Annotated in this window: 13 protein-coding genes; 6 read left to right on the top strand and 7 right to left on the bottom strand. The window is 59.3% G+C overall.

The genetic code is table 11. The features are described from left to right. Positions 1–441 (top strand): pseudoazurin, encoded by a 441-nt coding sequence (locus ACP7BE_RS04055; protein WP_095038811.1) that lies wholly within the window; start codon positions 1–3, stop codon positions 439–441. Further along, the gene (locus ACP7BE_RS04050) at positions 438–1781 is read left to right on the top strand and encodes an OprD family porin (protein ID WP_095000248.1); all 1344 of its coding nucleotides are present in this window, start codon (positions 438–440) and stop codon (positions 1779–1781) included. Before ACP7BE_RS04055 ends, ACP7BE_RS04050 begins: the two co-directional genes overlap by 4 nt. 61 nt (positions 1782–1842) lie before the next feature. On the opposite strand, the gene ACP7BE_RS04045 is transcribed toward ACP7BE_RS04050, so the two are convergent. The 3 genes from ACP7BE_RS04045 to ACP7BE_RS04035 all read right to left on the bottom strand — a co-directional run bounded on the left by ACP7BE_RS04045 (position 1843) and on the right by ACP7BE_RS04035 (position 4624). Then, the gene (locus ACP7BE_RS04045; RefSeq protein ID WP_095019180.1) at positions 1843–2307 is read right to left on the bottom strand and encodes a copper chaperone PCu(A)C; all 465 of its coding nucleotides are present in this window, start codon (positions 2305–2307) and stop codon (positions 1843–1845) included. 29 nt (positions 2308–2336) lie between these two features. Beyond that, positions 2337–2942 (bottom strand): SCO family protein, encoded by a 606-nt coding sequence (locus tag ACP7BE_RS04040; RefSeq protein ID WP_016780913.1) that lies wholly within the window; start codon positions 2940–2942, stop codon positions 2337–2339. 278 nt (positions 2943–3220) lie between these two features. Continuing rightward, a complete protein-coding gene (locus ACP7BE_RS04035; RefSeq protein WP_426104823.1) occupies positions 3221–4624 on the bottom strand; it encodes an MFS transporter in 1404 nt (467 codons plus the stop codon). A 123-nt stretch (positions 4625–4747) separates the two neighbouring features. On the opposite strand from ACP7BE_RS04035, the gene ACP7BE_RS04030 reads away from it, so the two are divergent. Continuing rightward, a complete protein-coding gene (locus ACP7BE_RS04030) occupies positions 4748–5407 on the top strand; it encodes a helix-turn-helix transcriptional regulator (protein ID WP_095023901.1) in 660 nt (219 codons plus the stop codon). A gap of 246 nt (positions 5408–5653) precedes the next feature. Here the strand turns inward: ACP7BE_RS04030 and pssA are convergent, their stop codons facing one another. The 3 genes from pssA to ACP7BE_RS04015 all read right to left on the bottom strand — a co-directional run bounded on the left by pssA (position 5654) and on the right by ACP7BE_RS04015 (position 9505). Continuing rightward, complete coding sequence (gene pssA, locus ACP7BE_RS04025; protein ID WP_426104820.1) at positions 5654–6997, bottom strand: CDP-diacylglycerol--serine O-phosphatidyltransferase; 1344 nt, start codon at positions 6995–6997, stop codon at positions 5654–5656. Positions 6998–7162: 165 nt separating this feature from the next. Then, complete coding sequence (locus ACP7BE_RS04020) at positions 7163–8299, bottom strand: glycerate kinase (RefSeq protein WP_218723481.1); 1137 nt, start codon at positions 8297–8299, stop codon at positions 7163–7165. A 108-nt stretch (positions 8300–8407) separates the two neighbouring features. Then, entirely contained in the window at positions 8408–9505 is a 1098-nt protein-coding gene (locus ACP7BE_RS04015) for a sugar diacid recognition domain-containing protein (RefSeq protein ID WP_426104818.1), read from the bottom strand. Between the two features lie 158 nt (positions 9506–9663). Here ACP7BE_RS04015 and ACP7BE_RS04010 point away from each other — a divergent pair, with 158 nt between their 5' ends. The 3 genes from ACP7BE_RS04010 (at position 9664) to rarD (ACP7BE_RS04000) (ending at position 13267) form a co-directional block, all read left to right on the top strand. Continuing rightward, entirely contained in the window at positions 9664–10977 is a 1314-nt protein-coding gene (locus ACP7BE_RS04010; protein WP_095000256.1) for an MFS transporter, read from the top strand. 203 nt (positions 10978–11180) lie between these two features. After that, positions 11181–12065: an EamA family transporter RarD gene (gene rarD, locus ACP7BE_RS04005; RefSeq protein WP_095000257.1), complete on the top strand. Its 885-nt coding sequence runs from the start codon at positions 11181–11183 to the stop codon at positions 12063–12065. Between the two features lie 320 nt (positions 12066–12385). After that, on the top strand, positions 12386–13267 hold the full coding sequence (gene rarD / locus ACP7BE_RS04000) for an EamA family transporter RarD (RefSeq protein WP_095019186.1): 882 nt from the start codon (positions 12386–12388) through the stop codon (positions 13265–13267). A gap of 16 nt (positions 13268–13283) precedes the next feature. Here the strand turns inward: rarD (ACP7BE_RS04000) and ACP7BE_RS03995 are convergent, their stop codons facing one another. Next, a complete protein-coding gene (locus ACP7BE_RS03995) occupies positions 13284–14579 on the bottom strand; it encodes an ATP-binding protein (RefSeq protein WP_095019187.1) in 1296 nt (431 codons plus the stop codon). Positions 14580–14582 lie beyond the last annotated feature (3 nt).

Below are 14582 nucleotides of genomic sequence, written 5' to 3'. Positions count from 1 at the left end.
ATGCGTATTTCATCCCTGACTCTGCTGCTGACCACTGCCCTGCTCTGTACTTCGGCACTGGCACAAACCCACGAAGTGAAAATGCTCACCCGCAGTGCCACGGCCGGTATGGTCTATGAACCGGATTACCTGCAGATCGCCCCCGGCGACACGGTCAGGTTCATCCCCACACAAAGCGGCCACAATGCGGCCACACTGCCCGGACTGCTGCCTGAAGGTGCGCAACCGTTCAAGGGCAAGATCAACCAGGAGGTAGAGCAAACCTTCAGCGTGCCCGGCCTCTACGGCATTCAATGCACCCCGCACCTGGCCATGGGCATGGTCATGCTGATTCAGGTGGGCGAACCTTCTACCGAGCCCCCGGTGCTGCCCGCCACGTTACCCAAACGCGCGTTGGACCGTTTGACTGCTGCACTGCAACAGCAGCAGGTGGCGAAATGAGTGCCGTGGGTACGCGCTCCGCGATCCTGATCGCCCTCGCCAGCCCCCTGGCCGTGGCGGAGTCGGCCCAGGAGCAAGCCAAGGGCTTTATTGAAGACAGCACCTGGAGTGTGGTCAACCGTACGGTCTACGACAGCCGTGAGTATCGCCACGGAGCCAGCAACAGTGGCGCACGCAATGCCTATAAATCGCGCTCCGATCGCAATGGCTATGCCGAAGAGTGGGCCTACGGCTTGATGGGCACCCTGCAATCAGGCTTTACCCAGGGCCTGATCGGTGTCGGGGTGGATGCCCACGCCTATATGGGCCTCAAGCTGGACAGTGGCGGCGGTCGCGCCGGCAAGGCCCGCCTGCTTGGGCTGGACAACGACGGCTACCCCAAGGACAACTACGGCCGGGGTGGCGCGGCGCTCAAGCTGCGTATGTCAAACACGGTGCTGTCCTGGGGCGAGCAGCGGGTCAAGACCCCGGTGTTCAGCTCATCCGACAGCCGCTTGCTGCCGGAAACGGCCACGGGGGTGTTCCTCACCAGCAACGAGTTCAATGCCCTTAAAATGGTCGGTGGGCATTTCACCGAAAGCACCGACCGCAATGCCAGCAGCCACAATCAAGGCTTTGTGGTCAATTATTCCAATGGCCCCAAAGGCAATGCATTCGACCTGGCCGGGCTGGTGTATACCCCGAGCAAAAACCTCAGCGCCAGCCTTTACACCTCGCGCTACGAAGACACCTGGAACCAGCATTACCTGGGCGCCGTCTTCAGCCACGCGCTGGATGAAAACCGCTCGCTGTCGCTGAACCTCAACCTGTACCGCACAACCGATGAAGGCAAGGCGCTGTCGGGCAATATCGATAACACCACCTGGAGTTTGCTGAGCACCTATGCCCAGGGCCCGCACAGTTTCAGCGTGGGCTATCAGAAAGTGCATGGCAACACGCCATTTGATTATGTGACACGGGGCGCGATTTTCCTGACCAATGCGGTCCAGCTATCTGACTTCAACGCACCCAACGAACAATCATGGCAAGCGCGTTACGACCTGGCGATGACACCCTGGGGTATGCCGGGGCTGGTGTTCAGCGCAGCGTATGTGCGAGGTAGCCAGATTGACGGCAGCCATGTGGATCCGCGGGGCGGCTATGCGTACCTGGGCTATGGCAAAGGCGGGAAGCACTGGGAACGGGATCTCGAAGCGCGCTATGTGGTGCAGAGCGGTGCAGCCAAGGGCACCATCATGTCATTGCGACATAATGTCCATCGCGGCAATACCGCACAGGCCGAACTGGATGCGGACCAGATACGCCTGGCGGTCGAATACCCGCTGACGGGCCGGTTTTAGGTAAACCAACCGTAGCAGTTGCCGAAGGAACGAGGCTGCTGCTACGGCGTTTAACTGCGAATCAGTGCATCGAACCATGATCGTGGTGCATCGGCATGCTATTAAGTGCACGCGCCTCGGCCTTCACCTCAATCTGTTCCTTGACCCCTTTGCTGTCTTCAACAATCAGGGTCAAAGGTACCTGGTCACCGGCTTTGACCTGATTGACCAGGTCAATCAGCATCACATGGTAGCCCTCAGGTTCGATGGCCACGCTCTTGCCCGCCGGTAACGCTACCGATGTCACTGGCTGCATGCTCATCACGTCGTTTTGCATCTTCGATTCGTGGATCTGTACGGTCTTGGCTACCGCAGAACGGACTTCAACCAGCTTGCTGTCGGTGCTCGAAGTAATGTGCATAAAGGCACCGGTCGAAGGCTGACCGGCCACGGTGGCGCGCACCCAGGCATCATCAACAACGGTTTGCGCAGAAACGTGCAGGCTCATGCCCAGCAGTGACAACAGTAGATACTTAACAGGCTTCATAGGGTTGGCTCATTCCAAAGTGCACAGGATTAGCAGACTGACATCACGGTGAGCAGGTCTTCGGCACACTGCTTGGCTGACAGTGAAGGCGACAGGCCAAGACGCAACACACCACGGGAATCGAAAACGAAACTGGTTGCGGTGTGAGACAGGGTGTAAGAGTCACCGGTAGGGATCTTCTCGTAAAACACCTTGAATTCCTTGGCCGTAGCCGCGGTTTCTTCCAGGGTGCCGGACAAGGCAATAAAGCTCGGGTCAAAGGCTTTTACATAGGCATCAAGCATCGCCGGCTTGTCGCGCTCCGGGTCCAGGGTGATAAACACCACCTGCAAGCGGTCGCCGTCGGGGCCCATCATTTTCTTCGCCTGGGCGGCACGGGCCAGCGCGGTCGGGCACACGGCCGGGCACTGGGTAAAGCCGAAGAAAATCATCGGCATCATCCCGCGAAAACTACCCAGCATCATCTCGTTGCCTTGAGCATCCCTGAGCTTGAACTTGCGCCCGAGGATTTCATTGCTGAGGTCTTTGCCGTACTTGTATGACAAACCGCTGCCAGGGTCGCAACCTGCGATCAAGCCCAGGCTGAGCAAGCCAAGACCGGTGACTACGCGGCGGCGAGTCAGTAAATCATTCATGTCAGGTTCCTTTAAGCGGCCTTTTCCAACGGAAAAGGCCTTTAACCTGCGTATTATCAGGCAGGTGTGTACGCTGCCCGATGCCAGGAGTGACCGGCTTGGCGCGCACGATTGCTGTGGGGTAGACGTGTTGCATGGGCGCAGAATTTACCACTGTCGCTAGGCTGTCGCACGGCAGTCACGCCCCTCAATGGTGCACTACAGCGCCAGCAGCCTGTAAAACCGGGGGATGCAGCAACGCCTGCGACAAATCGACACAGGCATGATTTCTGGCGGATTCAGCGCTTTGCACTATGGGCAATCACTTGTCGCACCGTTATAAACAGCAACGCAGACAACACGGCATACAGGCCAAAGAGCCAGGCCGCAGCATTGGAGGCACCCTCCACGCCACCCGGAGCGGATAAACCGGCCATATTCGCAATCATCCCCGCCAGTGCCGCGCCAATCGCCGTGGCAATCAGTTGCACGGTGGTAATGGACGCACCGGCAATGTCCTTTTCGCTGTCAGGCACATTGGCCAGTACTCGGGTAAGCAGATGCGGCCACGCCAGCCCGATCCCTGTACCGACGCCGATCATTGCCAGGGAAACACCGGTCAGGCTGATCAATGAACTGCCGCTTTGCGGCACACAGACAGCCGCCAGTGCCAGCCCCGACACCACAAATACGGGGCCGCAGCAGATTGCCCGGTTGGCAGATGCCAGCGCCAGGCCGCTGCTGTAAAGCGCACCAAGGGTCCAGCCGGCCGCCATCAGCGCTGCAATATAGCCCGCCACCAGCGGGGTTTGCAGATGCAAAACCTGCAAGAAGTACGGTACAAACACTTCGCTGGTCATGCCAATGACCATCAGGCTCATCGACAGATAGATCGGCAACAGCGCACTGCCAGGGCTCAGGCTGTGCTTGGGCAACATGCGGTGCCTGTCGCTGCTTTCAACACGGTACACGGCATACAGCAGTACCAGCCCGATCACCAGTCCAAGCGCGTTATACAGCGGCGATGGCTTGATGCTGCCCAGGGCAATCGCCATCACCACACCAGTCAACAGCAACAGTTGCAGCCAGGGCAAGACCAGACGAGGTGATGCCTCGGCGCTTTTCCCGGGCAGCATGGCCCAGGCCAGCAGCATAAACAGCAGGGTCACCGGGATCAGTGCCCAGAATGCTGCACGCCAGGCATCGTACTGCGCAAACACCCCGCCAACGGCCGGGCCAATCAAGGTCGCGGCGCCCCACATTCCTGAAATCAGGGCCATTGCCCTTGGCCACAGGGTTTGGTTGAACACCAGTCGGATCATTGAATATGGCAGGGCAAACAACAGTCCGCCGCCAAGGCCTTGAATGGTGCGCCCCAACACCAGCACGGCCATGTCAGGGGCGCTGCTGCACACCCCGCAACCCAGCGCAAAGACCAGCCCGGCGAGGCTATACGCGAGCCTGGGGCCAAGGGCCGACAGGCATTTGGCCGATACTACCGAGCCAATGATCGAGGCCACCACAAACAGTGTGGTGTTCCAGGCGTAGTAATCCAGCCCGCCGATATCCTTGACCACCGAGGGCAAAATGGTTGTCACCAGATACACGTTGATGGCATGCAACGCCACTCCGCCTGCCAGTGCCACCGATCGCAGCCCGTTGCGGCCCCATAGCAATGCCGACCATCCCGATGCCGTTGTCATTTCCCTTCCTTGAGTTCCATTTCGATGCAATCAGCCTATTATAAAAGCAAATGCTTTGGTAATTATTTATCCTCCAGGCGGTATGATTCCCCCATAAACCTCATTACCTGATGACTTTGTACGATGCCCGTGACCGACTCTCCTGATATTGCACGCAACACCGGGGCCACTGCCGAGCGGATCCTGTTTCTGCTTAAAACCCGTGGGCCATTGAAAACCGCGGATCTTGGGGCAATGCTCGATATCACCCCGGAAGCTGCGCGCCAGCAGGTCCAGAAGCTGGTAGACGGCGCCATGATCGTTGGCTGCCTGATGCCGCCGGTTGGGGCCGGGCGCCCTTCGCAAAAATGGGTGTTGACCGATGCCGCTCAAGCCAGATTCCCCAATACCCATGCGCAGCTCACGGCGCAGTTGATTGATTCAATCAAGCTGATCTACGGCAATGAAGGGATCGACAAAGTGGTCGAGAGCATGGAACTGGCCAATACCCGCGAATACGTTGCAGCCTGTGAGCAAGGGCGAAACCTGCAAGAGAAAGTTCAGGTGCTGGTGGCCATACGCGACAGCGCCGGGTATATGGCGAGCATGGAAGCTGAAGGCGAGAACTGGTTGATCATCGAAAATCACTGCCCGATCTGTGTTGCAGCGCAGCAATGCCAGGGCTTTTGCCGGGCAGAGTTGCAAGTGTTTCAGGCGGCCATCGGGGACTCGGGGCAGGTTGAGCGAACAGAACACATGATCACAGGCAGTCGCCGTTGCGTGTATCGGGTAACCCCTGCTTGACGCGCATTTTTTTCACAGCGGCTTCACCTCCCAGCCACCTCCTCCCGATTAACGTGCCGGGCATAACCAGCCAGCCGGACAATGGCGACCGGTTGTTGCACACACGCGAAGGTGGCAGCGTGGTGTATATCCCGCAATTACCCTGACCATACCCTTTGGTAGCGGGCTTGCTCGCGATTGCATCGACGCGCCGTGACAGGTACACCGCGTCGCTTCTATCGCGAGCAAGCCCGCTCCCACAGGTATTCAGAGAATTCGGTAGAGCAGGCGTTCGATCCGTACCCGGCTTACGCGACGCAGGAACTTGGCCACCGCTGGCGGATAATCAGCCAGGGTTTCCAGGTCCTTGAAGTTGTCGATACGTTGCGTATGGGCAAAGATAGCCTCCAGCTCCTTGCTGCGCGGCTCCAGCAATTCACGGCGCGGGTCGTCGATCAACAGGCCGTTTTCCAGATCCAGGCGGAATGCCCGTGGATTGAGGTTATTGCCGGTCAGCAAGGTGTAGCGGTCATCCACCCACATGCCTTTAAGGTGGTAGGTGTTGTCACCTTCGCGCCACAGATGCAGGTTCAACAAACCGTTGTCGATCATGCGCTGATGGCTCTTGGCGAAGCGGCGCAGGCTCAGCTCATACAGATACGGCAGCGCTGCGATAACCCGAAACGGCTCGCTCGGCGGGATATAGAAGTCGTTGGCGGTCTTGTCGCCCACCACGATATCAATCCGCACTCCACGTTCCAGAGCCCGGTTGATTTCACGAGTCACCGGCAATGGCAGGTTGAAGTACGGGGTGCAGATGGTCAGCTGTTGCTGGCTGCTGGCGATCAGTTCACAAATAACCCGGCTCAGCTGATTGTTTTTACCCACCCCCAGTAGCGGGCTGACCGACAGGCCAAAGTGGCTGACAGTCCCGGCGCTGGTATCGTAGCTGGCTTTTTTCAGGTGGCTGCGAAAATCCCCGATAGCGCTGCGCAGGCTGCGAGTGGTAGGCAACGTGGGCAGGTCGAGGCGATGCACGGCCTTGCTCTCGATCAGATCATGCTGGACAAAGTGCTGCATGCTGTCAGCCAGCGGCTTGTTGTGCAGCAGGTGGTAACGGTCGAAGCGATACTTTTCGAGCTTGTGCAGGTACACGTTGTTCAGGCTTGCACCGCTGTAGATCACGCAGTCATCCACGATAAAGCCCTTGAGATGCAGCACCCCGAACAGTTCGCGGGTCTGCACCGGCACGCCATAAATCGGCACTTGGGTGTCGTGGGCTGCGGTTTGTGCCTGATACCAGGCCGCGTTGCCGGGCTGTTTGCCTGCACCGATCAACCCGCGCTGGGCGCGCAGCCAGTCAACCACCACGGCAATTTCCAGCTCGGGGCGCGCTGCCTTGGCGGCGTGCAGGGCATCGAGGATCTCCTGCCCGGCTTCGTCCTGTTGCAGGTACAAGGCCACCAGCGTGATGCGATGGCGTGCACCTGCAATCTGCTCCAGCAGGCAGCGGCGAAAATCCGCAGGGCTGGGCAAGATGCTCAGCGCATCGGCGGACAACGGAAAGCTGCGCAGTTTAGGCAGCAAGGAGCGTTTGAAGAGCGACGGCATAGGGCTCGCTAAGGGTCGAATGCGAAGAGCCGCAAAGCTTACACGATTCTGTGATGTGTAGCCTCAATGCGGGAGCTGGCTTGCCTGCGATGCAAACGACGCGGTCGGTCTGGCAAACCACAGCGATGCTTTCGCGAGCAAGCCCGCTCCCACAGGGGGGGGGATTTAACCCCGGGCCAGGATCAGCAACCGCGCAATATCCCGCGCCCGGTCGGTGAGCAATGGTGCTGCCCGGGCGCAGGCGTCCTGCAGGGTCATCGGGCCGCTGGCAATTGCAAATGCCGCGTTGATGCCGTGCTCATACAGCGCCTGATACCCCTCGCCCAACGTGCCGGCCAATACCACCACCGGAACCCCTTCAGCGCGGGCGATGCTCGCCACGCCAAAGGGGGTTTTGCCGCGCAGGGTCTGGGCATCGAAACGGCCTTCACCGGTGATCACCAGGTCTGCGCCCTTCACCGCTTCTGCCAACCCTACAAGCTCGGCCACTACTTCAACCCCGGCGCGAAACTGCGCGCCGAAGAACGCCTTGGCAGCAAACCCCAGCCCGCCGGCAGCGCCCGAGCCCGGCTCGTGTCGCACATCCTTGGGCAGCACGTTTGCACAGTGATCGGCAAAGTGCCCCAGCGCCTGATCCAGCAAGCGCACCTGTTCGGCGGATGCGCCTTTTTGCGGGCCGAAGATTGCCGAAGCACCGTGTTCGCCACACAGCGGGTTGTTGACGTCGGCGGCAATTTCAAAGCGTACTTCGGCCAGGCGCGGGTCCAGGTCTGACAGTTCGATACGCGCCACATGGGCCAGCGCCAGGCCGCCACGCGGCAGGTGGTTGCCCTGGGCATCGAACAAGCCCAGACCCAGGGCCTGCAACGCGCCGGCCCCGGCGTCGTTGGTTGCACTGCCGCCGATAGCCAGGATCACCCTGCGGGCACCGGCGTCCAGGGCAGCCTTGATCAGTTCGCCAGTACCGAAGGTGCTGGTGATGCAGGCATTGCGCTGCTCCGGCTTGAGCAGTTGCAAGCCGCTGGCTTCGGCCATTTCGATGATGGCTGTGTGGCTGTCCGGCAGCCAGCCCCAATGGGCCTCGACCGGCGCGCCCAGAGGGCCTTGCACATGATTGCGGCGCAACTGGCCATTACCGGCGGCGACAATCGCTTCGACCGTGCCTTCACCACCATCGGCCATCGGGCATTTGACCAACTGCGCGTGGGGCATGACATCAGCCAGACCGGCAGCGATCGCATCGGCGACTTTTTCGGCACTCAGACTGTCTTTGAACGAGTCGGGGGCAATCACGATTTTCATGGGGCGCATCTCCAGTTCTTATGCCATCCATGCTGCCAGTAACCGGGCATAAACACGCCAGTCGGGCGCACAAGCAATCACGGGCTTTGTTGTTCATTTGGACAATGCTCAGCTCTGGGGCAGTAACTGCACCCCCAGATAAAGGGCCAGCATGCCATTGAGGCTCAAGGGGTCGACGCCGCTCAATTCCGCGATGCACTCCATCCGATAACGCAGGCTGTTGCGATGAATCCCCAGCGCATCGGCGCAGGCCTGGCTCTGGCCGTCGTGCTCGCACCAACTGCGCAGTGTGGCAATCAATTGGCCATTGGCGTCCTTGGCCACTACTTTGTGCAGCGGGCCGAGCAGTTCTTCCAATGCATCATCATTGCGATGGCGCCACAACATTACCGGCAAGCGATAGCGATCAAGGGTTAACAACCGGGTGTGCGGCAGCACATCACGGCCATAGGCCAGCAAGTCCCCCACCCGGCGGTAACAGCGGCGCAACCCCTTGAGCGCATCGGCCTGCCCGCCCGCAGCAATGCGCAATACCTGCCAGCCCTGGCCGTCGAGCCTCTCCAGCAAACGCAGATCATCCAGTGCAGCGGTTGCAGGGCGGCACCACAGCAGGGACCCGGTTGCCGGGCACACACACCAGCTGTCCGGGTAGCGTGATTGCAACCAGGCACTCAAAGCCTCGGCACTTTGTCCCTTGCCCAGCTCGAACAGATAGGGGATGCGAGACAGCTGCGGCTTGAGCCCCAGCTGCTGGGCCTCATCAATCAGGCGCGGGGAGTCACCGCCCTCGCTGAGCAGCAAAGCCACCAAGTCATCACAACGCTGGCGTCGCCATTGTTGCTCGGCCTGCTGAAAGCGCTGGCCCACCAGCATTTCAGCAGTCATGCGCACCAGTTCGGCATAGGTGCGCAGCAGTTCGGGCTCGCCAGTCAGGCCCAGCACCCCGATCAGTCGCTGGTCGAGCAGCAGTGGCAAGTTGATACCCGGCTGCACGCCCTTAAGGCATTTGGCCGTTTGTGCGTCGATTTCCACCACCCGTCCGTTGGCCAGCACCAATTGCGCCCCTTCGTGCCGGGTATTGATACGCTCGGGCTCGCCACTGCCCAGGATCAGGCCCTGGCTGTCCATAACGTTTACGTTGTAAGGCAAAATGGCCATCGCACGGTCAACGATGTCCTGCGCCAAATCGTGGTCCAGTTCAAACATGGGGTGACTATCCTTGGGTACATTTGTTCACGGGCACAGAGCGCTTGGCGAAATGCTGTGCGACAGCACAAAGACAGCAGCGTTGTGGTGACCGAGACTCAAGCTGCGGTCAACGTTACCCCTGGATCGTGAAAAAACATAATAAAGAGAGACATAAGATGTCACAGAGCGCCACCGCATCGCTGATCAGCGATGACGATAAAAACGCCATCTACAAACGCATCACCCTGCGCTTGATTCCGTTTATTTTTATCTGCTATCTGTTCAATTACCTCGACCGGGTAAACGTTGGCTTTGCCAAATTACAGATGCTTGACGCCCTCAAGTTCAGCGAAACGGTCTACGGCCTGGGTGCCGGGATCTTCTTTATCGGCTACGTCTTGTGTGGCGTACCGAGCAATCTGGCCCTGACCCGATTCGGCCCAAGGCGCTGGATTGCGGTGATGATGATCAGCTGGGGCACGCTGTCGACCTGCCTGATGTTTGTCACCACGCCTACTGGCTTCTATACCCTGCGCCTGCTGACCGGCGCGGCTGAAGCGGGCTTTTTCCCGGGCGTGGTGCTGTATCTGTCGCAGTGGTTCCCGACCTTTCGTCGTGGCCGGATCATGGCGCTGTTCATGTGTGCCATTCCTGTTTCGGGCTTGATCGGTGGGCCGTTCTCCGGCTGGATCCTCAGCCACTTCGCTGCAGGCCAGGGCGGCCTTGCCGGCTGGCAGTGGATGTTCCTGCTGCAAGGCGTGCCTACAGTGTTGCTGGGCGGCCTGGCGATCTACCTGCTCAGTGACAGTTTTGCCAACGCCAAATGGCTGGGTGCCCACGAGCGGGCGGTACTGGAAGCCGACCATCGCCTGGACGCGGACAGCAAGCCGGCCTCTTCCACCGATTCGCTGCTGGCGGTGTTCAAGAACCCGGCCATCTGGGCCTTTGGCCTGATTTACTTCTGCATCCAGAGTGGCGTGTACGCGATCAACTTCTGGTTGCCGTCGATCATCAAGAACCTGGGTTTCAGCGACACCCTGGTGATTGGCTGGATCAGCGCCATTCCCTACCTGCTGGCAGCGGTATTTATGCTGCTGGTCGGGCGCTCGGCAGACCTGCACAAAGAGCGGCGCTGGCACCTGGTGGTGCCGATGCTGATGGGTGCGCTGGGGCTGGTGATTGCGGTGAATTTCGCCACCCAACCGGCCATAGCGATTCTGGGCCTGACCATTGCCACCATGGGCGCACTGACCGGTTTGCCGATGTTCTGGCCGGTACCGACGGCGATGCTCAGCGCAGGGGCGGCCGCAGGCGGCCTGGCACTGATCAACTCAATGGGGCAAATGGCCGGTTTCCTCAGCCCGTATCTGGTGGGTTTTGTCAAAGACGCCACCGGTTCCACTGACGTGGCGCTGTACTTGCTGGCAGCGGTGATCGTGGGCGGCAGCCTGCTGGCCCTGCGCATGACCCGCGGAATCAAAAACGCATAATCAAGCACAACCTTTGGGCGCCGGGCTTGCCCGCGATGGCAACACCGCGGTCTGACAGACAGACCGCGGCGTCTGCATCGCAGGCAAACCAGCTCCCACTGATTATCTGGCGCCCACAATCAATCAAGAATTTGCCCTGCAGCTCGCAGAGCCTCAAGCTACGCACTTCTAATAATCAAAATGCGTGTTTCAACGAGGCTGTTGTGTCCAAAGGTATTGTTCTGTCTGTTCTGGCATCGAGCCTGTTCGGTGTCATGTATTACTTCACATCACTGCTCTGGCCCTTGAGCGGCGCCGAGATCTTCGGCTGGCGGATGCTCCTGACCCTGCCCTGCATGACCCTGTTCATGTGTTTTTCCGGCGATTGGCGGCTAGTGCCGGTGATTTTCTCGCGGCTGCGCCAACAACCGAAATTCCTTGCCGTGCTGTTGGCGTCCAGTGCCCTGGTGGGCGTGCAACTCTGGTTGTTTCTGTGGGCCCCGCTCAACGGCCACAGCCTTGACGTTTCGCTGGGTTACTTCCTGTTGCCGCTGACCATGCTGCTCACCGGGCGCCTGGTGTATGGCGAGCAGTTGTCCCATCTGCAAAAAATCGCGGCTGCGCTGGCAACCCTGGGGGTTGCCAACGAGGTGTATCGCGTGGGCGGGTTCTCCTGGACCACATTGGTGGTGGCCATCGGGTACCCCTTGTACTTCGTGCTGCGCAAGCGCTCAGGCACCGACAACCTCGGCGGCCTGTGGGTCGACATGTTGCTGTTGATGCCGGTGGCCTGGTGGTTTGTGCAAAGCGGCGAACAAGGCTTTGATGTGGCCAGCCATCGCCCGGCACTGTACGCGCTGATTCCGGTTTTGGGAGGCATCAGTGCCCTGGCCCTGATCAGCTATATCCTCGCCAGCCGCATGCTCGCATTCAGCCTGTTTGGCCTGCTCAGTTATGTCGAACCGGTATTGCTGGTGCTGGTGGCGTTACTGCTGGGTGAAAGCATCAGCGCCGGGCAATGGCTGACCTACCTGCCGATCTGGCTGGCCGTGCTGGTGTTGATTTTTGAAGGCTTCAAGCATCTGGTACGCCAGCGCCGGTCTGTGTAAGCAGTGGGAGCGAGCCTGCTCGCGAAGGCATCACTGCGATTTCCTGCAATGCTCGCGTTGCCTGCTTCGCGAGCAGGCTCGCTCCCACAATCTGCCCTTTTGCACCGTAACAGCCCACCGTTAATCAGTTTTTTTCATAACACGAACGCTCGTTTAAAACGACTTTGGCCCAGTAATTGCTTAGGCTTTTGCAAGTTCAACATTCTCAACAAGAATCACTCCCAAGTAACTGGTTTAAAAGGCGTTTGCCAATGACCGCCAACAGCCTCAAGCTATGCGCCCACTCACACGAGTAACGTTGTAGATCCATTGAGGTTGTTGTGTCTAAAGGCATTGTTCTATCGATTTTGGCTTCCTGTCTGTTTGGCGTTCTGTACTGGTTCACTTCCCTTCTCTGGCCCCTCGATGGCCAGGAAATCTTCGGCTGGCGAATACTGATCTCGCTGCCCTTCATGACCCTGTTTATCTGCCTCTCTGGCGACTGGAAATGGGTTCCTATAATTTTCAAACGCTTACGCGATAAACCTCTACTGATTCCTTGCGTGCTGCTTACCAGTTTCCTGGTCGGTCTACAGCTGTGGATGTTTATGTGGGGGCCGCTCAATGGACACGGTCTGGATGTGTCGCTGGGTTATTTCCTGTTGCCCCTGACAATGATCCTCACCGGCCGCATTGTGTACGGCGAGCACCTGTCGCACCTGCAGAAAATCGCCACGGCCCTGGCCGTGGTCGGCGTGGCCAATGAGCTGTATCGCACCGGCGGCTTCTCCTGGACGACCCTGGTGGTGGCCATCGGCTACCCGATGTACTTCGTGCTGCGCAAGAAGATCGGCATCGACAACCTGGGTGGCCTCTGGCTGGACATGTTGCTGATGGTTCCGGCGTCCCTGTGGTTTGTGCTGGCAGGGCCGCATATCGACCTTGGCGAGCAACGCCAGGCACTGTATGCGCTGGTGCCGCTGATGGGCATTATCAGTGCTGCGGCAGGCTTCTCGTACATCCTGGCCAGCCGCCTGCTGCCCTTCAGCTTGTTTGGCTTGCTCAGCTATGTCGAGCCGGTGCTGCTGGTCGCTGTCGCCCTGTTGCTGGGCGACAGCCTGGAAGAGGGCCAATGGCTGACCTATGGCCCTATCTGGCTCGCGGTGGTCGTGCTGATTATTGAAGGCTTGAAGCATGTGAGTCGCCAGCGACGTTCCATCTAGGACGCAGTCTCCTTCTTCAGGCCGGCAACCAGAGCTTGAAGCGGGCGCCGCCCAGAGGCGATTGTTCGACATTCAGCGTCCCGCCCTGCGCTTGCAGGGCGCGACGACTGATAGCCAGGCCCAGGCCGAAGCCCCCGGTTGCCCGGTCGCGACTGCGATCCAGGCGGTAGAACGGCTCAAAAATTCGCTCGCGTTCCTGTTCGGGAATGCCGATGCCATCGTCATCTACCCACATCTCACAGCCTTGCGCAGTGACGCTTACACCCACCTGAATTCGTCGGTCGCAGTAACGCATGGCATTGCGCAACAGGTTTTGCAGCGCCCGGGCAGTCAGGTGCGGATCAAGGGCAAAACGCTCTTGAGCACCGTGTAACAACACATCCAGCACGATTTCGGGCGCTTCGAGCTCCTCATCGAAACTGCCGAGGATGCTGTCGATAAACTCGTCCAGCGAGACCTCTACCCTTTCCGGCATCAAAGCCGGGTTTTGCAGGCGGCTGAATGACAGCAGCTCAAGCACCAGCCCATCCAGTTCGCGAATATGCCCCACCAGCACTTGCAGGCGCTCACGGCTAGCCCGGGGCAAGTCGTCGCACAAAACCAGGGCCAGGCCGAAGTCCAGGCGCGTCAATGGCGTACGCAACTCGTGGGATACCGCATTGAGCAGGTCCCGCTGCTGGTTGAGCAGGTGCTCGACATCCTGCGCCATGGCGTCGAACACCGTGGCCAGGCCGTGAATATTGGAACGTTGGGAGATCTGCGTACGCTCGCTCAGTTGCCCCTGACCGATACGTGCCGCGGTCAGTTTGAGTCGCTCCAGGTCGCGCCAGTGCGGTCGCAACCAAAGCAGCAAGCCACCGAGCATGGCGGCACCGATCAGTACGTTGATGCTCCAATACAGCACATTCATGTCAAAGGGGTCAGGCGGCATGACCCATTCGATTGCAACTTGATCGTCCAGCGGTGAAACCACCAGCGTACGCCACCCCCACTCGCCAATGCGCAAGACGCCCTGCCCCTGCTTCAACTGCTGTTGCTCGTCGGCAGTGAACTTGGCATCGCTAATGGGCAGCAGATTGACCCGTATCGGCTGGAACTGCGTGTCGATTTCTCGGGCGAGTTCGGGCCATTGCTCAGGGGGCAGATGATGGAACTGTTTGACCAGCAAGGCCTGCATGCCCCGCGACATGTCGATGTTGTAGTTCATGAAGCGCTCATGAAACAGCGACACGATCACCCCGGGGATCAGGTAACTGGCCGTGGCAAACGTCACGATGGTCACCAGATACAGGCGTATCAGAATCTTGAGCATGGA

Origin of the sequence: Pseudomonas sp. TWR1-1-3 (genome assembly GCF_049896805.1) — a bacterium.
Taxonomy (GTDB): domain Bacteria; phylum Pseudomonadota; class Gammaproteobacteria; order Pseudomonadales; family Pseudomonadaceae; genus Aquipseudomonas; species Aquipseudomonas bubulae.
Note: the sequence above shows the minus strand (reverse complement) of the source record. Positions and strands in the feature narration are given on the sequence as shown.